This is a genomic window from Rhodopseudomonas sp. (assembly GCF_048594845.1).
Taxonomy (GTDB): Bacteria; Pseudomonadota; Alphaproteobacteria; order Rhizobiales; family Xanthobacteraceae; genus Rhodopseudomonas.
In genome coordinates this window covers 37,989-58,918 of the sequence record NZ_JBMDXE010000350.1, presented here as the reverse complement: position 1 = coordinate 58,918, position 20,930 = coordinate 37,989, and the positions used below count along the sequence as shown (strand labels likewise).

20 protein-coding genes are annotated in these 20,930 nt (G+C 64.2%); 14 read left to right on the top strand and 6 right to left on the bottom strand.

Going from position 1 to position 20,930, the window contains the following annotated elements; all coding sequences use genetic code 11:
- Nucleotides 1–268: 268 nt before the first annotated feature.
- The 7 genes from ACOJTD_RS24070 to ACOJTD_RS24040 all read left to right on the top strand — a co-directional run bounded on the left by ACOJTD_RS24070 (nt 269) and on the right by ACOJTD_RS24040 (nt 9,175).
- Nucleotides 269–1,879: a helicase HerA-like domain-containing protein gene (locus ACOJTD_RS24070; RefSeq protein ID WP_420135368.1), complete on the top strand. Its 1,611-nt coding sequence runs from the start codon at nt 269–271 to the stop codon at nt 1,877–1,879.
- 304 nt (nt 1,880–2,183) lie between these two features.
- The gene (locus ACOJTD_RS24065) at nt 2,184–3,590 is read left to right on the top strand and encodes a M20/M25/M40 family metallo-hydrolase (protein ID WP_420135367.1); all 1,407 of its coding nucleotides are present in this window, start codon (nt 2,184–2,186) and stop codon (nt 3,588–3,590) included.
- Nucleotides 3,591–3,927: 337 nt separating this feature from the next.
- Nucleotides 3,928–6,216: a TonB-dependent receptor gene (locus tag ACOJTD_RS24060; RefSeq protein WP_420135366.1), complete on the top strand. Its 2,289-nt coding sequence runs from the start codon at nt 3,928–3,930 to the stop codon at nt 6,214–6,216.
- Between the two features lie 23 nt (nt 6,217–6,239).
- Complete coding sequence (locus tag ACOJTD_RS24055; protein ID WP_420135365.1) at nt 6,240–6,962, top strand: cobalt ABC transporter substrate-binding protein; 723 nt, start codon at nt 6,240–6,242, stop codon at nt 6,960–6,962.
- The gene (locus ACOJTD_RS24050; protein ID WP_420135364.1) at nt 6,959–7,240 is read left to right on the top strand and encodes a DUF3649 domain-containing protein; all 282 of its coding nucleotides are present in this window, start codon (nt 6,959–6,961) and stop codon (nt 7,238–7,240) included. The genes ACOJTD_RS24055 and ACOJTD_RS24050 overlap by 4 nt, the downstream gene beginning before the upstream one ends.
- Before the next feature lie 64 nt (nt 7,241–7,304).
- Nucleotides 7,305–8,879 (top strand): PepSY-associated TM helix domain-containing protein, encoded by a 1,575-nt coding sequence (locus tag ACOJTD_RS24045; protein ID WP_420135363.1) that lies wholly within the window; start codon nt 7,305–7,307, stop codon nt 8,877–8,879.
- Nucleotides 8,876–9,175 (top strand): DUF3325 domain-containing protein, encoded by a 300-nt coding sequence (locus tag ACOJTD_RS24040; RefSeq protein ID WP_420135362.1) that lies wholly within the window; start codon nt 8,876–8,878, stop codon nt 9,173–9,175. Before ACOJTD_RS24045 ends, ACOJTD_RS24040 begins: the two co-directional genes overlap by 4 nt.
- Nucleotides 9,176–9,387: 212 nt before the next feature.
- Here the strand turns inward: ACOJTD_RS24040 and ACOJTD_RS24035 are convergent, their stop codons facing one another.
- Nucleotides 9,388–10,167, bottom strand: coding sequence for a class II aldolase/adducin family protein (locus ACOJTD_RS24035; RefSeq protein WP_420135361.1), 780 nt, complete (start codon nt 10,165–10,167; stop codon nt 9,388–9,390).
- Nucleotides 10,168–10,432: 265 nt separating this feature from the next.
- Here ACOJTD_RS24035 and ACOJTD_RS24030 point away from each other — a divergent pair, with 265 nt between their 5' ends.
- Both ACOJTD_RS24030 and ACOJTD_RS24025 read left to right on the top strand, forming a co-directional pair.
- Nucleotides 10,433–11,320, top strand: coding sequence for a hypothetical protein (locus ACOJTD_RS24030; RefSeq protein ID WP_420135360.1), 888 nt, complete (start codon nt 10,433–10,435; stop codon nt 11,318–11,320).
- Between the two features lie 162 nt (nt 11,321–11,482).
- Nucleotides 11,483–11,902, top strand: a complete 420-nt coding sequence (locus tag ACOJTD_RS24025) for a MucR family transcriptional regulator (RefSeq protein ID WP_420135359.1) — start codon at nt 11,483–11,485, stop codon at nt 11,900–11,902.
- A gap of 22 nt (nt 11,903–11,924) precedes the next feature.
- On the opposite strand, the gene ACOJTD_RS24020 is transcribed toward ACOJTD_RS24025, so the two are convergent.
- The gene (locus ACOJTD_RS24020) at nt 11,925–12,665 is read right to left on the bottom strand and encodes an SDR family NAD(P)-dependent oxidoreductase (RefSeq protein ID WP_420135379.1); all 741 of its coding nucleotides are present in this window, start codon (nt 12,663–12,665) and stop codon (nt 11,925–11,927) included.
- Nucleotides 12,666–12,747: 82 nt separating this feature from the next.
- On the opposite strand from ACOJTD_RS24020, the gene ACOJTD_RS24015 reads away from it, so the two are divergent.
- Complete coding sequence (locus tag ACOJTD_RS24015) at nt 12,748–13,413, top strand: TetR/AcrR family transcriptional regulator (protein WP_420135358.1); 666 nt, start codon at nt 12,748–12,750, stop codon at nt 13,411–13,413.
- A 268-nt stretch (nt 13,414–13,681) separates the two neighbouring features.
- Nucleotides 13,682–14,284 carry a DUF6456 domain-containing protein gene (locus ACOJTD_RS24010; RefSeq protein ID WP_420135357.1) on the top strand — a complete coding sequence of 201 codons (603 nt, stop codon included), beginning with the start codon at nt 13,682–13,684 and terminating at the stop codon, nt 14,282–14,284.
- 3 nt (nt 14,285–14,287) lie between these two features.
- On the opposite strand, the gene ACOJTD_RS24005 is transcribed toward ACOJTD_RS24010, so the two are convergent.
- Together ACOJTD_RS24005 and ACOJTD_RS24000 are read right to left on the bottom strand one after the other, a co-directional pair.
- Nucleotides 14,288–14,716, bottom strand: coding sequence for a SufE family protein (locus ACOJTD_RS24005; protein ID WP_420135378.1), 429 nt, complete (start codon nt 14,714–14,716; stop codon nt 14,288–14,290).
- Between the two features lie 116 nt (nt 14,717–14,832).
- Nucleotides 14,833–15,237: a DUF5330 domain-containing protein gene (locus ACOJTD_RS24000; protein ID WP_420135356.1), complete on the bottom strand. Its 405-nt coding sequence runs from the start codon at nt 15,235–15,237 to the stop codon at nt 14,833–14,835.
- A gap of 402 nt (nt 15,238–15,639) precedes the next feature.
- Between ACOJTD_RS24000 and ACOJTD_RS23995 the strand changes: the two genes are divergently transcribed.
- From ACOJTD_RS23995 to ACOJTD_RS23985, 3 genes are all read left to right on the top strand, one after another.
- Nucleotides 15,640–17,457, top strand: coding sequence for a PAS domain-containing sensor histidine kinase (locus ACOJTD_RS23995; protein ID WP_420135355.1), 1,818 nt, complete (start codon nt 15,640–15,642; stop codon nt 17,455–17,457).
- Nucleotides 17,458–17,476: 19 nt separating this feature from the next.
- Entirely contained in the window at nt 17,477–18,253 is a 777-nt protein-coding gene (locus tag ACOJTD_RS23990; RefSeq protein ID WP_420135354.1) for a peptidoglycan-binding domain-containing protein, read from the top strand.
- A 63-nt stretch (nt 18,254–18,316) separates the two neighbouring features.
- Nucleotides 18,317–18,664, top strand: a complete 348-nt coding sequence (locus ACOJTD_RS23985) for a DUF1491 family protein (protein ID WP_420135377.1) — start codon at nt 18,317–18,319, stop codon at nt 18,662–18,664.
- A 54-nt stretch (nt 18,665–18,718) separates the two neighbouring features.
- Here ACOJTD_RS23985 and ACOJTD_RS23980 read toward each other — a convergent pair whose 3' ends face one another.
- Nucleotides 18,719–19,681, bottom strand: a complete 963-nt coding sequence (locus ACOJTD_RS23980) for a DUF2336 domain-containing protein (protein ID WP_420135353.1) — start codon at nt 19,679–19,681, stop codon at nt 18,719–18,721.
- A gap of 136 nt (nt 19,682–19,817) precedes the next feature.
- Nucleotides 19,818–20,858 carry a polysaccharide deacetylase family protein gene (locus ACOJTD_RS23975; protein WP_420135352.1) on the bottom strand — a complete coding sequence of 347 codons (1,041 nt, stop codon included), beginning with the start codon at nt 20,856–20,858 and terminating at the stop codon, nt 19,818–19,820.
- Nucleotides 20,859–20,930: the final 72 nt, after the last annotated feature.

Below are 20,930 nucleotides of genomic sequence, written 5' to 3'. Positions count from 1 at the left end.
TCCTGATCTCCCACGCCTCGAAACACAAGCAACGCGGGCGAGAGAAGCCGCCGCAGGGCGGGGATTCGAATCAAGTGTTGCAACATTGCAAGAGCGTTCTTGCCCAAAGCTCTCTACCAACAGATTAAAGCTGGACGATTTGAGACGCCGTCGCCGCGGCATTTGGTCTGCGAGGAATGAGCGTTGAGAAGTTCTCTTCATTATGCAGGATATGCGACGCACGGAGTCTCGTGACGACTCCGGTGATTGCACGCGAGGAAACAGAGCGATGGCGGGCCGCGAAACCGGTAACGGCGATACCGATGGACAGATCTTCATCGGCAAGGGCGATCAGCCCGCGTGGCTGACGCTCGGGCTTGCCAATCGCCACGGCCTCGTCACCGGTGCGACCGGCACCGGCAAGACGGTGACGCTGCAAGTGATGGCCGAAGGTTTTGCGCGTGCCGGCGTCCCGGTGTTCGCAGCTGACATCAAAGGCGATCTCTCCGGCATCGCCGAGACGGGTGAGGCCAAGGACTTCATCCTCAAGCGTGCCAAGGACATGGGGCTGGCGTTTCAGCCCGATCAGTTCAGCACCGTATTCTGGGACGTGTTCGGCGAGCAGGGGCATCCCGTGCGCGCGACGGTCTCGGAGATGGGGCCGCTTCTGTTGTCGCGTATTCTCGACCTCAACGACGTGCAGGAAGGCGTGCTCAACGTGGCGTTCCGCGTCGCCGACGACATGGGGCTGCCGCTGGTCGACATGAAGGACCTGCGCGCGATGCTCGACGCGATCGCGCCGATCGCCGCCAAGGTTGCCGAAAACGGCGACGTCAACGCCGACATCCGCCAGGCCGCGCAAGCACTCGGCAACGTCACCAAACAGACGGTGGGAACCATCCAGCGCCAGCTGCTGGTTCTCGAGAACCAGGGAGGCGAAAGCTTCTTCGGCGAGCCGGCGCTGCAGCTCAAGGATTTCATCCGCACGGATAATCAAGGACGCGGGCTCGTCAACATCCTCGTTGCCGACAAGCTGATGAGCAATCCGCGGTTGTACGCCACGTTCCTGTTGTGGATGCTGTCGGAGCTGTTCGAGGAACTGCCCGAGGTCGGCGATCCCGACAAGCCGAAGCTGGTGTTCTTCTTCGACGAGGCGCATCTGTTGTTCAACGATGCGCCGAAGCCGTTGATGGACAAGATCGAGCAGGTGGTGCGGTTGATCCGTTCTAAGGGCGTCGGCGTGTACTTCGTCACGCAAAACCCGATCGACGTGCCGGACCGCGTGCTTGCGCAGCTCGGCAACCGCGTGCAGCACGCGCTGCGCGCCTTCACGCCCCGCGACCAGAAGTCGGTGGCGGCCGCCGCGGATACGTTCCGTCCCAATCCGAAGCTCGACACCGCCAAGGCGATCACCGAGCTCGGCAAAGGCGAGGCGCTGGTATCGTTCCTCGAAGGCAACGGCACGCCGGCGATGGTCGAGCGGGTGATGATCCGTCCGCCGTCGGCACGGATCGGGCCGATCACCCCGGAAGAGCGCAAGGCGATCATCGCAGCGAGCCCAGTGAAGGGGAAGTACGACACGGCGATCGACTCGCAGTCCGCTTACGAAATTCTGCGGGACCGCCTCGAAGGCAAGACCGCGGGCGCGGATGCGGCTCCCGCGGAAGGCGGTCTGTTCGGCCAGCTCGGTAGCCTGGTCTCCACCGTGTTCGGCACCAACACGCCGCGCGGCAAGCTCACCACCGGCCAGGTCGTCGCGCGCAGCGTCGCTCGCACCGTTGCCACCACCGTTGTCGGTGGTCTCGCCGCTGAACTCGGCAAGAAGGTCGGCGGCTCGCTCGGCAGCACCGTAGGACGCTCGATCGTGCGTGGGACGCTGGGCGGGATGCTGCGGAAGTAAACAACGATATGTGCATCGACACTGTTGGTTGCGTGGCTCATGGTTCGAGGAGGCGTTGTGCTCCTGATCACCAGAAGGCCGCATGCGCTCGCGGCTGGTCGAGAATGAATTTCGAATGGATGATTTTCGCCGTCATTGCGAGCGAAGCGAAGCAATCCAGCGTCTTGCATTGAGCTGGATTGCTTCGTCGCGGAGCCTGTACTCGGACGGCGCGAAGCGCCGATCCGGGTGCTCCTCGCAATGACGGCGAAATTCGCGACGGTCGTGCCGCTCGGCAGCACAGGTCATAACAAGGAACACAGTCATGTCCGCCAGCTCTCACGTTCAATCCGTGCTCGATCACGCCGATGCCGATTTCGATCCGGCGTTGGAGCGCCTGTTCGCGCTGCTGCGGATCAAGTCGATTTCGGCTGACCCGGCGTTCGCGGCGGATTGTAACAAGGCGGCGTTGCATTTGTGCGCCGACATTGCTTCGCTCGGCTTCGACGCCGAGGTACGCGAGACGGCGGGGCATCCGGCGATCGTTGCAAAAGCCAAGGGCAACACTGGCAAGCGGCCGCACGCGCTGTTTTACGGCCATTATGACGTGCAGCCGGTCGATCCGCTTGAGCTGTGGCACCGGCCGCCGTTCGAGCCGGTGGTCACCGATCATGCCGATGGCCGCAAGATCATCGTCGCGCGCGGCGCGCAGGACGACAAGGGGCAAGTCTCGACCTTCATCGAAGCCTGCCGTGCCTGGAAGCAGGTCACTGGCGAATTGCCGATCGACCTCACCATCGTGATCGAAGGTGAGGAGGAGGTCGGCTCGAAGAATTTTGTGCCGTTCCTCGAGGCCAACAAGAACGATCTCGCTGCAGATTTCGCGCTGGTCTGCGACACCGGGATGTGGGACCCGCAGACGCCGGCGATTACCACGTCGCTGCGCGGGCTCGTCTATGAAGAGGTGAAGATCAAGGCGGCCAATCGCGACCTGCATTCCGGCGTCTATGGCGGCGGCGCGCAGAATCCGATCCGCGTGCTGACGCGTATTCTCGGCAGCCTGCACGACGATCACGGTCGCATCACCATTCCGGGCTTCTACGACGGCGTGAAGGACCTGCCGCCGGATATCCTGGCGCAGTGGAAGGGGCTGAACCTCACCGCGGAAAGCTTCCTCGGTCCGATCGGACTGTCGATCCCGGCCGGCGAGGATGATCGCCTTCTGATCGAGCAACTGATCTCGCGGCCGACCTGCGACATCAACGGCATCGTCGGCGGTTACACGGGCGAAGGCTCGAAGACCGTGATTGCCGCGGAAGCGTCGGCGAAGGTGTCCTTCCGGATCGTCGAGGGGCAGGACCCGCAGAAGATTCGTGACGCGTTCCGCGCCTTCGTCACGGTGCGATTGCCGGGCGACTGCCGTGCCGAATTTCTCGATCACTCCAACGGCGCGGCGATCGCGCTCGACTGGAACATGAAGCCGCTTGCCGCGGCAAAGCGTGCGCTGACGGACGAATGGGGCAAGGATGCGGTGCTGATCGGCTCCGGCGCCTCGATTCCGATCGTCGCCGACTTCAAGCGGACGCTAGGCCTCGACTCCGTGCTGATCGGCTTCGGTCTCGATGACGACAACATCCATTCGCCAAATGAGAAGTACGATCTCAACAGCTTCAAGAAGGGCATCCGCTCCTGGGTGCGGATTCTCGGCGCACTCGCGGACGCGCCGCGCTGACGCAGCGCGGCAGAACGTCACACAGTGACTAGCGCGCAGTGCTTCTCAAATTGTCGTCGATCGATCGCGGTGTGCGATCGAGGCGGTTCCATCCATGTCGCTCGAGGGCGCCGTGTGAATAGAAGGCGCTGGCACAACTTCAAATTTTCGGTTGGCTAGTTGTTCGCGCAACGCGATCGCGGATGCTGACGACCTGGATCTTGCTAGAGTCGTTCTAATCAAGCGACGGTTAAAGCCGCAGCTGCATCCCCAACGTAAACGCATTCTAAACTCGCCGCGTTGTTTCGCCGTCGCCGATCCCCTAGTCACGTCGCTCAACGTGACCTGGGGGCATCCAGTGAATTACTTCAAGAACAACAAGAACCGTTGGTACTTAGGCGTCGCGACAGGCGTGATGTCGGTGTGCCTGACTGGCGTGGGCGTGTCGGAGAGCCGTGCGCAGAGCACGGAAACGCGCGTGTTGCCGCCTGTTTCCGTCGATGCGCCTCAGCAGCGCGCCCGCGTGTCACCGGCCGCGCGGACCCGCAGTTCAGCGCCGCGCGCCGCACGCGTTGTGCCGCGACAGACCGCCGAGCGACCGCCGGTTCCGGTGGCGCCCCCGACCACGATGGGCACGACCCGCACCATCGGCAAGCCGGCGCCCGCCTATGCGGGCGGCCAAGTGGCGCAGGGCGGTACGCTAGGTCTGCTCGGCTCGACCAGCGTGATGAACACGCCGTTCTCGACCGTCAACTTCACCTCGCAACTGATCGAGGATCAGCAGGCGCGCACCGCCGCTGACACGCTGATCAACGATTCCTCGGTACGCACCACCACTGGGGCCAACGGCTTCGACGACACCTTCCAGATCCGCGGCTTCCCGGTCGCGGCGACCGACGTCGGTCTTAATGGTCTTTACGGCCTGGCTTCGTCGCAGCGCGTGCCGGCGCAGATCATCGAACGGATCGAACTCTTGAAGGGCCCTGGCGCGCTGATCAACGGCATCGCGCCCGGTAACAGCATTGGCGGCGGAATCAACGTCGTCACCAAGCGCGCCACCGATCAGGATTTCTCACGGCTGACGCCGTTTTTCATGAGCGCGGCGAATTACGGCCTGCACCTGGAGACCAGCCGGCGCTTCGGCGACAACAAGGAGTGGGGCGTCCGCTTCAACGGCGTCGGCCGCAACGGCGAAGCTTCGATCAACGACGGCAATTTCCGCAGCGGCCTCGGCGCGGTGGCGATTGACTATCGCGGCGAGCGCTTCCGCTGGACGCTCGACGCGTTCTCGCAGAACGACGACACCGACAATTTCCGGCCGCAGATCAGCCTGTCGGCGGTCGGTGCAACGATTCCGGCGGCACCGGACGCGCGCAGCAACTGGTACCCCGGCACGAAGCTGCGGCAGAAGGACAACACCGTCGCCACCGCGGCCGAATACGATCTGACCGACTGGCTCACCGCCTATGCGGGCGTCGGCTATCGTGAGGGCTCAAACTACCAGACCTTTCCGACCTCTGCGACGCCGGTCGACGCGCTCGGCAACTTCACCGTTCGCAACACCTATTACGATTCATATACCAAGACCGTGAGCGGCAATGTCGGCCTGCGGTCGCAGTTCGACACGGGCTTCATCAGTCACAAGCTCAACTTTGTTTACACCGGCTATCAGCAGGAATACGGCTACGCCTACATCGTCGGCAACACCGCGGCGTCTAACATTTACAATCCGTCGCCGTTGCCCAGCATCACCGCGACGCGCACCTCGCCGCAGCACTCGCTGACCACCACGCTGCAGAGCGTCGCGGTCGTCGATACGATGTCTTTCCTGAACGATACCGTGCTGCTGACGGGCGGTGTGCGGCAGCAGAACGTCAAGCAAGACAACTTCAGCCTCACGACCGGCGCGTTCACCAGCGGGTACGATGCCAGCGCGACGTCGCCGCTCGGCGGCATTGTCGTCAAGCCTTGGCACAACGTCTCGCTCTACGCCAACTACGCCGAAGGCCTGAGCCAGGGCACCGTCGTCGGCGCCGGTTTCTCCAACACCGGCACGGTGCTGGCGCCGTATCAGTCGAAGCAGCAGGAAGCCGGCGTCAAGGTTGACTGGGGCACCATCACCACCACTGCGGCGGTGTTCCAGATCTCGCGACCGAGCCTGATCACCAACGCCGCCAACGCCCGCGTCTACGATGGCGAGCAGCGCAATCGCGGCGTGGAGTTGTCGGTTTACGGCCTGATCCTGCCGGGCCTCCGCGGCATGGCCAGTGCCACCTTCCTCAAGCCGGAGCTGACCAATCCGAGCGACCCGACCCAGCGCGGCAATGACGCCGCCGGCACGCCGGACAAGACGTTCTCGGCCGGTCTGGACTGGGATACGCCGTGGATCCCCGGCTTCGCGCTGAACGGCCGCGTGATCTACACCGGCAGCGCCTATCTCACGACGGCGAACACGGTGAAGTTCCCCGATTGGACGCGGCTCGATCTCGGCGCGCGCTACACTACTACGCAGCTCACCGGGAAGCCCGTGACCTTCCGGTTCAACATCGAGAACGTCACCGGCGAGAATTACTGGCTGACCACCGGCACCTATGTGACCGTTGGCGCGCCACGCACCTATCTTCTCTCCGCCGCGTTCGATTTCTGATCGCATAACCCAGAGGTGTTGAGATGAACAAACTCTCGCTCGCGATCGTCGCAGTGCTCGGCTCGGTGCTGCCCGCGCAGGCGCACCAGATCTGGATCGAACAGGCCGACGGGCAGAAGCCCGTGGTTCGGTTCGGTGAGTTCGGCGAGAATCTGCGTGAAGCGTCGCCCGGCCTGCTCGATAAGTTCAGCAAGGTCACGGCTACGTTGGTATCCGGCAAGGGCGAGCAGAAGGCAGACGCGAGCAAAACCGCTGATGGCTTCACCTTGCCGTTCGCCGCAGCGACAGGGGACAGCATCGTCGCCGAAGATGCCAACTATCCGCTTTACACCTGGAAGCAGCAGGACAAGGAAGTCCGAAGCTGGTTCTATCCGGCCGCGCGGCTGATCACGGGCTTTTCGGCGCAGCAGCCGAAGCTGGTGCTCGATCTGGTGCCGACCGGCCAGCCAGGGCTGTTCAAGCTGGTGTTCAAGGATCAGCCGAAGCCGAAAACCAAGGTGACGCTGACCACGCAATCGGGGTGGGCCAAGGAGGCTCACACGGATGCGGACGGCTTGGTGAGCTTCGAAATGCCCTGGAAGGGCACTTACGTCGCGGAAGTCAGCCACAATGACCGCACGCCGGGCGAGCGTGCCGGCGAGAAGTACGATGCGGTGAGCTACGCCACCACGGTCACCTTCCTGCAGGCCGAAGGGCTGCCGCCCATTCCGGCGGGCCCGGCGGCGAAGCCGGCCGCGCCGAAATGACCGCACTGACCCGGCGAGCATGGCGTATCGGTCCGCTGGTCTCACGGATCGTGGCGGCGCTGTTCGGCAGCTATGGTCTCGCGACGTTGTTCAGCCTCGCCGTCTTCGCGCTACCAATCAGCAAGCCACAGGCCGTGCTCACCGGGCAGCTCGCCAGCTTTGCGATCTATGCCGGCGCGGTGATCTGGGTATTCGCGGTGCGTCGTGCTTCGACTGCGTGGATCGGCCTGCTGTTCGCAGCCGCGGCATTGGCGCCGCTGGCATGGTCGGCCTTCTGAGACGAGGCGTCGCGTGAAAGCGGGCAGCAATCAGCGTCGCGACGGTCGTGGTATCCGACAAAGCATGTCGGGCCTGCACACCTGGACCGGGCTGCTGCTCGGCTGGGTGCTGTATGCGATGTTCCTCACCGGCACGGTGTCGTACTTCAAGGAAGAGCTGTCGCAGTGGATGCGGCCGGAGCTGGCGCGCCTGGTGCAGCCGCTCGATCCGGCAGGCGTGGCGCAGCGCGTGGTGGACGAACTCCGTCGCGTCGCGCCTGAGGCGACACAGTTGAGCATCAAGCTTCCCGACGAACGCAGCAATACCGTCTATGCATTCTGGCGGCTGCCCGGCGGCGAGGGGAGGCGAGCTTTCGGCGATGGCCATTTCGACCCGGTGAGCGGCCATCGCGTCCAAGGGCGGGACACGCTCGGCGGCGACTTCTTCTATCGCTTCCACTTTCAGTTCTACTACATGTCGCCGTTCTGGGGACGGCTGCTTGCAGGCCTGGCGGCGATGTCGATGCTGATCGCGATCGTCGCCGGCGTGATCACCCACAAGAAGATTTTTACCGACTTCTTCACCTTCCGCTGGGGCAAGGGGCAGCGCTCGTGGCTCGATGCGCACAATGCGCTGTCGGTGTTCGGGCTGCCGTTCCATCTGATGATCACCTACACCGGCCTGGTCACGCTGATGGCGTTGTACATGCCGTGGAGCGAGCGCGCCGCCATCAAAACGCCGGCCGAGCGCCAGCAATTGCTTGCCGAACTCAGTCCCTTTCTGCCGCCCGCTAAGCCTAGCGGTGAAGCGGCGCCGCTCGCCTCTGTCGAGACGGCGGTCCGGCAGGCTCAAGAGCGGTGGGCGCAGACCCATGTTGGACGCGTCAATGTCTCCAATCCGGGCGACGCCACTGCGCGCATCGCTGTCACCCGCGGCGACGACGGCCGAGTGTCGATGAGTCCGGATTACCTCGAATTCGACGGCGTAAGCGGGAAATTGCTGTCGGTGCATGATCAGGTCGGCGCTGCGGCGGAGACGCGTGGCGTGATGTATGCACTGCATCTCGGCCGCTTCAGCGATCTGGAGACGCGATGGCTCTACTTCCTCGCCAGCCTAATGGGCACCGCGATGGTCGGCACCGGGCTGGTGATGTGGACGGTGAAGCGCCGGCAGAAGCTGCCTGATCCGGAGCGGCCGTATTTCGGCTTCCGACTTGTCGAGCGGCTGAACATTGCCAGCATCGCCGGGCTCTCGATTGCGATGACGGCCTTCCTATGGGCGAACCGGCTGCTGCCGGTCTCGATGGCCGGGCGGTCGTTCTGGGAAATCCACGTGTTCTTCATCGTATGGGGGCTCGCGCTGTTGCACGCGTTGGTGCGTCCGGCCCGTTCCGCCTGGGTCGAGCAGCTCTGGGCGGCCGCTGCGCTGTTGGCATTAGTCCCGGTTCTCAACGCCGCGACGACGCAACGTCCGCTGTGGCATAGCCTCGCTTCCGGCGACTGGGTGTTCGCCGGCGTCGATCTGATGTGCTGGGCGCTGGCGCTGCTTCACGCCGTACTGGCCATCCGCACCGCGCGGCACGGCGCGCGCGGCCATGCCAAAGTCGAGAGCGTTCGACATGCTCCGGTTGCCGTCACCACCAGCGAGGCTGCGCCATGATGCACGCGCTCGTTCTGGCGCTATGTCTCGCCGGATTTATCGGGCTGGCGTTCGCAACGCGTCGTCCGCAGCACGAGATCCTGCGGCGCTCGCTGCCGCGCCGAACCGTCAGGGCGCTCCGTATCGCCGGCGGCCTCGCGTTGCTGATTGCGCTGATCGTCCTCGTCGCGGCGTGGGGATGGGGGCTGGGGCTTGTGATGTTCAGTGGTCACACCACGCTCGCGGCGGCGCTCGTTTATGTGGCGCTGATCATTTACGGGCAGTTGCCGCGCGGGCCTCGTCTTCATCAAAGCTGATGCCGACGCAAAAACGCCGCCCGGGATTGGGCGGCGTTTGAATTCCGAGAAGCGTAGAGGGTGATGCGGGAAAGATAGCATCACCCTCCCGATTTTCAACCGTGCTCGTTTCAGCGCCGTTCCCGGAGGTACTAGACCGAAAGCGATCCGTGCTCATTTCGTGACGCCGATTGCTCCGCTGCGCTTGCAATGACGGACATTCAGTGAAGCGCTCAGGTGCGGTAGCTCGGATCGATGCGATCCAGCTTGCGCAGCAGCGGTGGCCAGACGAGCTTGGTGGAGCGCAGTTCCATCGCATCGCGATTGGTCATCAGCTCGTGGTTCTTGTCGACCGCCAGGTCTTCGATCGGATAGGCGGTCGGGCCGAGCATCCGTGTGCGAACCTGCATCGTACAGGCGCGCTCGAGGTGATACATCCGCTCGAACGCCGACGCGACGCTGCGGCCAACCGTCAGCGTGCCGTGATTGCGCAGCAGCATGTGGTTCTTGGTGCCGAGGTCGCGTTGCAGCCGCGGCCGCTCGTCATGGTCGAGCGCGACGCCCTCGTAGTCGTGATAGGCGAGATCGCCGGTGACGAAATGCGCGGTCTGGTTCAGCGGCAGCAAGCCTTCCATGCAACTGGCCACCGCGGTCCCGTCCGGCGTGTGCAAATGGAGAACGCAGCCGGCGTCTTCCCGCACTTCGTGGATCGCCGAATGAATGGTGAAGCCGGCCGGATTGATCTTGTACGGGCTGTCGCTGAGCTGGTTGCCGTCGAGGTCGACCTTCACCAGGCTCGATGCGGTGATCTCGTCGAACATCAGTCCGTAGGGGTTGATCAGGAAGTGATGCTCGGGACCCGGCACGCGGGCCGAGATATGGGTGTCGACCAGATCGTCCCAGCCGTAATGTGCCACCAGGCGATAGCAGGCGGCGAGATTGACGCGCTGCTCCCACTCCGCCTCCGTCATCTGCGAGGGGACTTCCTTCAGGCGGGCTTCGGCTGGCGACATGCGTTTCTCTCCCGGTTGTTGGGTGGTGGTTGCATGCACGGTAGCTCTGCGACTGTGTCGCAGCAAGGCGCTCCGTGCGCGGCAGTCATGATTTGCCGATCCGGCCCCCGATGCCAGGCGAGCAGGTGCAATCGGCGAGTCCCGCGTGCCCGAAAACTCGCCAACAAGTTGTTTGCAAACGGGAACGACGATTGCCGATCTCGATCATATGACGTTATCGTGGCTTGGTGACCGCCGCGCGTGCTGCGGCGGACTGGAGTTTGGGATGATTTTTCTGCTGGTGGCCGGGATTGTCTTCCTGTTGGCTGGAGCGGCGTCGATCCTGTTCGGCGTCCCGGTCAAGGAGTTCAGCTTCGGCAACACCTTGATCCTGTCGGGTGTGGTCGGCGGTTGCACCGGAGCGATCCTGGTCGGCTTGTCGTTCGTGGCCCGTGAGATTCGCGCTTTGGCTGTCGCTACCGCGGCTGCAGGTGTTGCGGCGCAGAGGCCAGCAGCGAAATCCAGGCCCGCCTTGCCCTCGGCTTCCCCGGAAGCTGCCAGTGAGGAGGGGCTGCTGTTCCCGGGCGATCGCACGGAGCGGGAGGTGGCGTCGCCGTCCCCCGAGGTCCCGGCGCCGTCGTCGTCCTCCTCTGCGCCCTGGCATGACGAGCCGTCACCGCGCGACCGTCTCCGGGCACGACCGCCTGAGCCCGCGGTCGCGCCGCCGCCGCCGGCCGAGTCGGGACCCAAGAAGCGCAATCTGCTGTTCTCGACCTCGCGCCGTGATCGTGCGTCGCGTGGGGGCGACAGTGAAGGGAGCGAAGCTTCGGAAAACGGCAGTGTGCTGTCCCAGGGATTGACGCGCAGCTTCGACGAGGCGTGGCCCGATGCGGATCGTCCGCGCAGCGATGCAACTCCGCGTCGCCGCCGTTCGTTGCTCGGCGGAGGGGACGAAGCTCCCGAGGCCGAGCCGGAGCGGCCTCGTCTACCGGAGCCCACGCCCGCGCCGCGCAGCGAGGAAATGACCGAGGTCACCGTGCTGAAGTCTGGCGTCGTCGATGGCATGGCGTACTCGCTTTACTCCGACGGCTCGATCGAGGCGCAGATGCCGGAAGGCATGATGCGTTTCGAATCGATAGACGCATTGCGGGAGCACCTCGACCAGCGCGGTTAATCTGTTGGTCTACTTGCATCCACTCGAGAGCGCGAAATACAGTCAGGTTCAGGCAAGGTCTGTGTTGCGTTCGGCGCGCGGCCTGCCGATCATCGTTCGAGCAGCAGACAAGATTCGACTGGCGCGAGAATCCGCGACCGGTCCAAGACGATTGGAATTCCCATGAGCGACCCCGCGGCCAAGAGCTTCATCGAACTGACCGCGACAATCGTCTCCGCTTATGTCGGCAACAATCCGACTCCTGCGGCAGATCTTCCCAGCCTGATCGGGCAGGTTCACGCCGCGCTGCAAAAGCTCTCGATGGGGCGGGCGGAGGCACCGGCGGTGGAGCCGGCAAAGCCCGCCGTGCCGCTGAAGAAGTCGATGACGCCGGAATATCTGATCTGTCTCGAGGACGGTAAGCGCTTCAAGTCGCTGAAGCGCCATCTCCGCACGCAGTACAAGATGACGCCCGAGCAATATCGCGAGAAGTGGGGCCTGCCGGCGGACTATCCGATGGTCGCGCCGAACTACGCGGTCGAGCGCTCGCAGCTCGCCAAGAAAATGGGACTTGGCCAACAGCGTCGCCGCCGCGGCAAGTGAGCCGCGGTGCGAGCTCGATCGGTCAGGCGCTGAAGCCTGCGTCGACCGTCACCATAGAGCCAGTCATCAGGCTCGCGGCCGGGCTCGCGAGGAACGCGACCGCGGCTCCGATTTCATCGACAGTGCCATATCGACCGAGTGCAGTCAGGGCGCGAAGGCCGCCCGCCTGCTCGCCCGAGGCTGGATTCATATCGGTATCGATCGAGCCGGGCTGGACGAGGTTGACGGTGATGCCCCGCGGCCCAACTTCATGCGCAAGGCCGCGCGTGAAGGCGAGCAGGGCAGACTTCGTCATCGCGTAGATCGTCGAGCCGCCGAACGGCACGCGTTCGGCGAGGGTCGATCCGATCGAGATGATCCGGCCGCCATCAGCCAGATGGGGAATCGCCGCCTGCGTGGCGAGTACGACGCCGCGCACATTGACGTTCAGCAGCGCATCAATGTCGGCGAGGCTGATGTCGGCGACGGCGCCGGCCCGGGCGATGCCCGCATTGTTGACCAGAATGTCGAGGCCGCCGAGCTGCGCCGCCGCTTCATCGACGGCGCGCTGCACCGCCGCCGGATCGCCGCTGTCGGCACGGATGGCGATCCCGCGGCGCCCCTTGACTTCGATCGCGCGGACAACTTCGGCGGCACGGTCGGCGGACCGCTCGTAGGTGATCGCAACGTCGGCTCCTTTGTGCGCCAACGCCTGCGCGATGCCGGCTCCGATCCCTCGCGATGCGCCGGTCACCAGCGCCCGTTTGCCTGCCAGTTCACTCATCGTCCACCTATTTTTGTAATGATCGATATATAAATACGTAGGCAGATTGGCGGGGCGGATCAAGCCATTTATATAGTGACCGATGCAGAAGTCCGGAAAAATCCCAAGTGCAGTGAAAGGCGCCAAGCCCCGCGGCCGGCCGCGCGCGTTCGACCGTCGTGCCGCGTTGGCGGAGGCTACCCGTCTGTTCTGGATCAAAGGCTATGAGGCGACCTCAATTTCCGATCTCACCGAGGCGATGGGCATCGGGGCGCCGAGCCTCTACGCCGCGTTTGGCTCCAAGGACACGCTCTACGCGGAGGCGTTGAGCTACTATGGGGAGACCTACGAGAACGAGGTTTGGGGCGGCTTTCATGCTGCCACCAATGCGCGGCAGGCGATCGCCGCCTATCTGATGGATTCGGCCGCCGCATTGACCGGCTCGCTCGCCGACCATCCGCTCGGCTGCATGGTGACGCTGTCGGCGGTGGGCAGCGAAGGGCATTCGGAACTTGGCGAGCTTGTCCGGACAGCCCGCGCTGTGACCTTCGACCGCCTGAGGGCTCGTCTCAGCCAGGGAGTGCGGGACAACGAGTGGCCTGCCAGCCTGGATGTCGCTGGGCTCGCTCGATTTTTGCAGTCGGTGCAGGCCGGAATGTCGATTCTCGCTCGCGATGGCGCCAGCCGTGCCGAGCTGGAGACCGTCGCTCGAGCCGCCATGCGGACACTCGACGCTTCGGAAAGAGAGATCGGCTCCCGTGAAAGCTGACCGCCGATCGCGACGCGTTCGTTCGCGCGAAATAACGACGTTGCTTTCTGAGGAAAAAAATCCGAACATGCGTGCTTCGGGGATTGATCTGACGATCTCGATCTGAGAATATATTCCTTATAAAGGGAATCTCAGATAGGGTTGCTCCAATGTCGATGTCAGTCCCGCGGTCGATCGCCGCTTGTTTGCTGAAAACCACATTTCAATCGCTCGGTGTCAGCGCAGCGAGCCTTGCCCATTTCGGCTGGCGCGCAGCGGGAGACGCCCGATGAAGCGCCGCAGGCCCGCATCCAAATCGATCACCCAAGATAGCGCCGAGATCGGCGACTTCCGCGCCCAGCATCTGTCGCTCGCAGAACGTCAAATCATGACGGAGGAGGGGCTGGCGCGCGTCATCGTCGACGATAGCGAAAGTCCTCTGGCTTGGCTGGCCCGCCGCAAAGGGCGAGATGGGCGCAGCTTGATCAGCGCGCATCAGTTCGTCGCCGGAGAGCGGCTGCGCTCAGACTTCACCCGAGGGAACCTCACGCCGCGCGTCACCTCGAACTGGGGCGCCCCTACCGGCCGCTCGGGGGGCGGCGGGGCCGGGGAGATGACGGATCTGGTGGTGGCTTCGCGGCAGCGAGTGCAGAATGCGATCGCGGCTTGTGGGCCGGAATTCTCCGGCATTCTGCTCGACGTCTGCTGCTTTCTGCGCGGGCTGGAGGACGTCGAGCGGGAACGCGGCTGGCCGACGCGTTCCGCCAAAGTGGTGCTGCAACTCGCGCTGGATCGACTGGCGCGCCATTACGGTCTTGCGCCGACCACAGGCTCTGCCAATCCAAAGCTTCGGAGCTGGCTCGCCGACGGCGCGGAGTTCGTCGTGGGGTAGGGGTCAGGCTGACGCCGCGAGCGCCTCGTGCGCGTCGGCCTTGATCCGCTCGATCATCGAGCGGAGACCGTTGGAACGCTGCGGGGTCAGGTGCTCGCGAAAGCCGAGCTCATCGAACACGGCGATGGGTTCGGCCGCCAGGATCTCCTTCGGCGTACGTCCCGACACCAGCGTCAGCAGGATCGCGATCAGGCCACGTACGATGTGCGCATCGCTGTCCCCCAGATAGCTCAGCACAGGCTCGCCTGCCGCGTTCTGCGCCACCCGGCGCGACAGCCAGACTTGGCTGGCGCAGCCATTGACCTTGTTGGTGGAGGAATGTTCTTCCTCGGGCATCGGATCGAGGGTGCGGCCGAGTTCGATCACGTAGCGATAGCGATCGTCCCAATCGTCCAGCAGCGCGAAATTGTCCCTGATTTCGTCGATCGTCATGACCACCCGTATCTGCTCGTCGCGGCCCGCCAGCGGAACCTTTCCGTACAGATATATGGGATCGCCGGCGCTCGAAAGCGATATCGCCGGGCTCGTCTGAAAGTTGGACCGCGCGCTCAATTCGTGGGCGGTGCCGAATCCGGCAGGCGCCATTCGATGGCGAGGTCGGCGGACACCAGCGTATCGCGCGGGGCGCTGCCGATCTTCGAATCGTCGGCGAAGTCCTCGCCACCGATGGAGCCGGTCTGGTCGTTCGACTTCTTATCGATGATCATCTTGTAGACCTTGCGCGCGCCTTCCTGCGCGCGATGGCCGATCACCGTCACGGCATGTTCGCCGACTTCGCATGCCGCCGGCTGGCGCTTGCAGAACTGGCTGAAATCGGACACGGCGGCGGTTGCGGCGGAGACGGCTTCGGTCGCGCCGACCTGCGGCAGCTTTTCGGATTCGGGCGTCTTGTCCTGGGGAAGTAGCACCAGAACCAGCCCGAGCCAGAACGTCAATCGAAGCAGGAAAAACATCTCGCGACCCCGTCGTCCAATCCGCGTTGCGATTGGTCTCGCAATCGAGCACCTTCCTAATTTGCTTCAATGAATTCGGAGTGTTTCGGTTACTTACAATTCGAGCAAAATCTCACGAAACAAAGCGTCGAAACGATTCGACGTAAACATTCGATTGATGTCGCAGCACATTCGGGATCGCGCGCGTCGCTTGGCTACCAATTCGAAACCATATCCCGGTGGTTTTCGAAACCATGTGTTCACCATCCGTGCCGAATGCCGGGGCTGATCCAGTCACAAATCCGGCCGTACCGTTCGCTCATCGAATGCCTTAGCGTTCGTTTAAGGTGGCTCTGACACGGTGGGCCAACCAGAAACGGGGGCTTAGTCCCTCGTCACGAGGCGACAGCGAGCGCGGACCGCGTGGCAATATCCAAGATCATCAGCGAGTGTCTCGATGCACTGCTGCACCCGTCGGCGCGGTTCGATGCGCTGGCGAGCGCGCGGCACCGTGCCTTCATCGCGCCGCGGCTCCTGGGCAGCCTCGCGGCGCTCGCCGCATTTCCAGTGTATCTCGTTCTGCGCGGCGCGCCGAGCGCGCTGGAGACGCTGGCGTTCGTCTGGCTGATCGCGCCCATTCTGCTGTCATGGTTCTTGTCGCGCACTGGCCGCTACGAGAGCGCACATGTGCTCTCGTCATTGTCACTGGCCAGCCTGATCAGGGTGATTGCCGCGCTGACCGGTGGCATTGAATCCTTCGCATCGATCTGGCTGGTGCTGGTTCCGCTGGAGGCCGCGCTTTCGGCTTCGCGCCGGGTCGTCGCCTTCGCGGCTGCGCTGGCACTGGGTTGCGCCGCTGCGCTGATTGCCGCCGGGCAGTTCGGTTGGCTTCCGGCTCCTTCATCCGGCGAGCTGTCCCATGGTGCCGCAATGGCGCTGAGCGTTGCGGCGGCCACGCTCTATGCAGCCGGGCTCGCTTTCGGATCCGAATCCCTGACACGCACGAGCGACACCTTGCTGAGCGTCGAGGAAGAGCGCTATCGGCTGCTGGCCCTGCACATGAGCGACGTCATCTCTCGTCATGCACGCAGCGGCGATGTGCGATTCATCTCGCCGGCGGTGGAATCGCTGGTTGGCCAGCCGGCGCAACGGCTGCTCGGGCAGGGACTGTTCGATCGCGTCCACGTCGCCGACCGGCCAGCCTTCCTGAAGGCGTTATCGGATGCCGGACGAGGCGAAGCCGGCAGCGTCGAGTTTCGTGTCCGCCGCGAAGTACCGCGCGATGATCGCGGGCGGCCGATGGCGTGCGAATTCATCTGGCTCGAGATGCGATGCCAGCCGTTCGATCCGAACATGTCGAACGCCGCAGGCGATCACGAGGTCGTGGCGGTGATGCGCGACGTCACCGACCGCAAGCTGCAGGAACAGGCGCTGGAAGAGGCGCGCGCGGAAGCCAGCCGCGCCGATGCCGCGAAGGCACGTTTCCTCGCGACCATGAGCCATGAACTACGCACGCCTCTGAATGCGATCATCGGATTTTCCGATATGATCTTGCACGAGGACGATCTGATGCTGGCGCCGGAGCGGCGCAAGGAATACGCGCAGCTCATCAACGATTCCGGGCAGCATCTGCTCTCTGTGGTCAACGGCATCCTCGACATGTCGAAGATGGAGTCCGGCAATTTCGAGATCGTACCGGAGCCGTTCGCTCCTCGCCCGGCGCTGTTGAACTGCTGCAATTTGCTGGCGCTGAAGGCACGCGAGAACGGTATCGATCTGGTGACGCGCGCGCCGGAAAATCTGCCGGAGATCGTCGGTGATCCGCGCGCGTTCAAGCAGATCTTGCTCAATCTGGTGTCGAACGCGATCAAGTTCACCGAGCGTGGCGGTGCGGTATCGGTCGAAGCCGTGGTTGAAGGCGTTCGTCTGGTCCTGCGCGTCAGCGACACCGGCGTCGGCATCGCGGCCGAAGATCTGAAGCGCGTCGGCGATCCATTCTTCCAGGCGGGCAAAACCTATCAGCGGCGCCACGAAGGTACCGGTCTGGGCCTGTCGATCGTCAAGAGTCTGGTCGGCCTGCATGGCGGCGACATCGACGTGAAGAGCGAGGTTGATCGCGGCACGACGGTCACGGTATCGCTTCCATTGGCGCAGCCGATGCCGAGCAACGTGACGACGCTGGCGCCGGTTCAGTCTGCCGAGCCGAAACTGCAAGACTATCAGGTGAAGAAGAGTGCGTAAGAGCCGGAAGGACGATGATATGCCGCGCCGTCGCGGCGCGGCAGCGGCAGCCGTCGTGGATAGCGACGAGCCAGGGTTCGCGATGCGTCTGCTGACGCACAGTCCGCGTGACGTGATTGCCGGCATGTTCGCGTCCGCGGCAGTCATCGCCATCATCACCAACGCGATCTTCATGCAGGCGGGGCAGCATCCGTCGCCGATGTTCGGCCGCAGCGGTGCTGCGCCCTCGGTGTCGGTGGTGACGTTGCCGCGTCCTCGTCCGGTCGAGCCGCGGACCGAAACCAAGGTTCTCGACTCGGCGCTGCTCGAACCGAGCGCCACCGAACTGAAGGCGGCCGAGCCGAAGGTCGCGGAGACCAAGCCGGTCGAGACCCGAGCCGCCGAGCCGAAGCATGTCGACGCCAAGCCGGATAATCGCCGCAACGCGCGCACCGCCGACGCCGATCCCACCGACCCGCTCGGCAATCTGGTTCGCAGCACCGCGCAGCCGCGGAGCGCCGCCCAACCGGCCGCTATCAATTCGCCGAGCGTACCGCGTCCGCCGGCCGCCAGTCCCGCTGCAGCATCGCGCGATCCGGTCGGCGACATGATCACGTCGTCGCGCCGCGTCGCCTCGGTGCAGCGCGCGCTCACTGAATATGGCTACGGTCAGCTCAAGCCGACCGGGACGGCCGGACCCGATACCCAGGCGGCGATCCAACGCTTCGAGCGCGCGCGCCGAATGCCGGTCACGGGGCAGGTGTCGGACAGGCTGGTGCGCGAACTCAGTCTGGTGATCGGGCATTCGATCGACTGACGCTCGATCGGGAGGCGTGTAAAGCCTATGGCTTTGCTGTGCCAGGCGGCTTAGACCTTGCCGATGCGACTGAAGAGTTCAATCTGGGTCTCCGCCTATCTGCGGCGCTGTCAAACCGAGGGCGTGTTCGGCGCTGTGAGTCGTCGCGGCGCCGAGGATGCCGGTGCAGTGTTCGTGAAGGTCGTGCTGCCCGACCGGACCGCGATGCTTTACGCACCCGCCCCGCAGACCGCCTACGACGATGCGCGGCCTTTCGAACGCGTATTCGCGCCGGTGTCGGTCGAGCCTCAGCCGGAGGCGCTCGTGGACGAGCGTCTTGCCAAGGAAATCCGGTTCGATCCTGATATCTGGATCATCGAAACCGAAGATCGCCTCGGCCGCCACTTCCTGGACCTCGTCAAGCAGAGCTGATTGCGAACGCCAGGCTGATCGGAATTACCAAGCTCGGCCCGGCAGGCCGTGGCCTCAGCGGCTGGTGCCTGTCCGCACAGGTGTGCCGGGCTGAACCGCTGGACGGGCGGTAGGTGTTGCGGCGCGCGCGCGATGGCGCTCGTCGTCGTGCAACACGGAGCGATACCTTGCCCGGGCGGTTGCCACGGTGGCGCCACGCCACGTCGCGACCATGATCAGCGCGGTGCGTTCGTCGAGCCGGTCGTAAAGTCGCGACAGCCGATAGACCCGGTCGACGGACGTGCCGAGCTCCGGATCCAGAAACATCAGAACCTGTTCGAACACAGCGAGCTTCATGCCGAGCGCCTTCAGGGCGCAGGCCAGCGGCTCGCCGCCGACGTCGCGCACGACGCGTTCGGCGGTACCGGAGGCTAGGATCAGCGCATCGCCGAGTTCGAGTGTAAAGTTCTCGATGTCAGCGGCGAAAGCCGCCATGTGCAGAGTTTCGATCGCGCGCTGCGCCCGCTGCGGCGGGATCCGTGTCGCCGGTCGCAGCGGCGCTTCGGCAAGATTGTGCAGGATCAGCGCGCGCTCGCGCGTCGCCGCGGCGAAGAACATCTCGTTGATCTGCGCCGCGTCGTCAGGCTGGATCATCAGGCTCGCCGCGCGCTGCTCGGCTTCGGTAGCCGGGCGCTGCACACGGGTAGGCGCTGCCGGTGCTGCGGCGCTGATCGCAGCGGCTTGCGGCATGCGGCGATCGTCTGCGCTGCGCAGCGCCAGTCGCCGCGCGATTGCTTCGGGCGTGTAGGGATAGACCGATAGACGCGCGCGGACCGCAGCGCGGGTCGCGTCGTCGACTTCATCGATCAGTCGCGATGTCAGCTCGACGAATTGTTGTTCTTCCTCGCGCGTGTGCACGCCGCCTTGCACATAGAGATCGGTCAGCACGCGCAGCAGCGTCGGACGGATGTCGATGCCCTCGCGGCGCGAGAGCGACATCAGGCCGTCGAATCCTGGGAATGGTGCTGACTGGGTCATGGCGTCGCAAAGCAGGGCAACTGCGCGAAATCTAGCGGGCCGGGTTTAATGCCGCGTTAAGTAAAACGCCTTGTTAATCAGCATCCTCCGGTAACTCGACGCAGTGGCAGCCACTGCGTCGCTCGCATGGCGCCGATTACTTAGTGCCGCTGACGGTGCGGATCACGCTGTTGATCGGTCGCGCGTTGCTCGCCGTCGGCTGGGCGGGTTGCACCTGAGTATCGTATTCCGGCAGCGTCGTGACCCGGTCCTTTGCGGTGATGAACACCACCTTGTAACCGCCGGCCTTGAGCTGCGAGAGCAGCTCCGGCAGCGCCTGCGCGGTCGACTTCTGGAAGTCGTGCATCAGGATGATGCCCTTGCCGGTCTTCTTCAGCTTGGTCATCACGCCGGTGATCAGTTGCTCCGGCTTGTGGATGCGAAAATCCTCGGAATCGATGTCGATCGAGAACGTCGCGATGTTGCGCTCGCCCAGATAGGTCTTCAGTTCGGACGTTTGCCGCAGCTGCGGGAAGCGGAAGAACGGCGAAGTCGGCTGACCGGCGGCGAGCACGGTGCCGCTGATACCCTTCTCGATCTCCGCCTTGGCCTCGGCGAACGGCTTGCTCGCCAGATTGACGTGCGACCAGGTGTGCGAACCGACCGTGTGACCGGCGGCCACGACCTGCTTGAGGATCGCCGGATGCCAGCTCGCATGCTTGCCGATCGGGAAGAACACCGCCTTGACGCATTCGGCCGCCAGCGCGGCGAGCACTGCGGGCGTATTCACCGGCCACGGGCCGTCGTCGAACGTCAGCGCGACTTCGCCGGGCTCGAGGAAGTCATAGTCGCGATATTGCGACAGGCCGAGGCCCGGTCCGCCGGTGGTGTCGATCTCGACCGTGCGCGAAATGCCAAGTGCATTCGGATTGGTGCAAGCCTGCTGCTGAACTGCGGGCGCCGGAGCAGGGATTGCCGCGGGCTCCTTGGCGACGACCGGCTGAACCATCGGCGCCGGCGACTTGGGCGCTTCCGATGCCGGGGTCGGCCAGCGCGATGCGATGGCGCCGGTGGTGAGTTCGGAGGAGGCAGATGCTGCCGGTGCGCTCGGAGCCGAAAAATAAGCGCGTCCCGCGCCAAGGCCGACCAGAACGGCCAGCACGCTGCAGCCAGCTGTCAACACTGCAACTCTACGCATACCCAACTCCCGAACATGATTACCGCTGACCAGCGGTCAACTTGCTCGCGAAATGGTTAAGCCCTGGTTTTT

Bases quoted from the DNA above. Each gene is read 5' to 3' on its own strand.
- ACOJTD_RS24055 (WP_420135365.1), top strand. From the start codon at position 6,240: ATGAACAAACTCTCGCTCGCGATCGTCGCAGTGCTCGGCTCGGTGCTG.
- ACOJTD_RS24035 (WP_420135361.1), bottom strand. From the start codon at position 10,167: ATGTCGCCAGCCGAAGCCCGCCTGAAGGAAGTCCCCTCGCAGATGACG.
- ACOJTD_RS24030 (WP_420135360.1), top strand. From the start codon at position 10,433: ATGATTTTTCTGCTGGTGGCCGGGATTGTCTTCCTGTTGGCTGGAGCG.
- ACOJTD_RS24025 (WP_420135359.1), top strand. From the start codon at position 11,483: ATGAGCGACCCCGCGGCCAAGAGCTTCATCGAACTGACCGCGACAATC.
- ACOJTD_RS24065 (WP_420135367.1), top strand. From the start codon at position 2,184: ATGTCCGCCAGCTCTCACGTTCAATCCGTGCTCGATCACGCCGATGCC.
- ACOJTD_RS24010 (WP_420135357.1), top strand. From the start codon at position 13,682: ATGAAGCGCCGCAGGCCCGCATCCAAATCGATCACCCAAGATAGCGCC.
- ACOJTD_RS24005 (WP_420135378.1), bottom strand. From the start codon at position 14,716: ATGACGATCGACGAAATCAGGGACAATTTCGCGCTGCTGGACGATTGG.
- ACOJTD_RS23975 (WP_420135352.1), bottom strand. From the start codon at position 20,858: ATGCGTAGAGTTGCAGTGTTGACAGCTGGCTGCAGCGTGCTGGCCGTT.
- ACOJTD_RS24015 (WP_420135358.1), top strand. From the start codon at position 12,748: ATGCAGAAGTCCGGAAAAATCCCAAGTGCAGTGAAAGGCGCCAAGCCC.
- ACOJTD_RS24045 (WP_420135363.1), top strand. From the start codon at position 7,305: ATGTCGGGCCTGCACACCTGGACCGGGCTGCTGCTCGGCTGGGTGCTG.
- ACOJTD_RS23985 (WP_420135377.1), top strand. From the start codon at position 18,317: ATGCGACTGAAGAGTTCAATCTGGGTCTCCGCCTATCTGCGGCGCTGT.
- ACOJTD_RS24050 (WP_420135364.1), top strand. From the start codon at position 6,959: ATGACCGCACTGACCCGGCGAGCATGGCGTATCGGTCCGCTGGTCTCA.
- ACOJTD_RS24000 (WP_420135356.1), bottom strand. From the start codon at position 15,237: ATGTTTTTCCTGCTTCGATTGACGTTCTGGCTCGGGCTGGTTCTGGTG.
- ACOJTD_RS24040 (WP_420135362.1), top strand. From the start codon at position 8,876: ATGATGCACGCGCTCGTTCTGGCGCTATGTCTCGCCGGATTTATCGGG.
- ACOJTD_RS24020 (WP_420135379.1), bottom strand. From the start codon at position 12,665: ATGAGTGAACTGGCAGGCAAACGGGCGCTGGTGACCGGCGCATCGCGA.
- ACOJTD_RS24070 (WP_420135368.1), top strand. From the start codon at position 269: ATGGCGGGCCGCGAAACCGGTAACGGCGATACCGATGGACAGATCTTC.
- ACOJTD_RS23990 (WP_420135354.1), top strand. From the start codon at position 17,477: ATGCCGCGCCGTCGCGGCGCGGCAGCGGCAGCCGTCGTGGATAGCGAC.
- ACOJTD_RS23980 (WP_420135353.1), bottom strand. From the start codon at position 19,681: ATGACCCAGTCAGCACCATTCCCAGGATTCGACGGCCTGATGTCGCTC.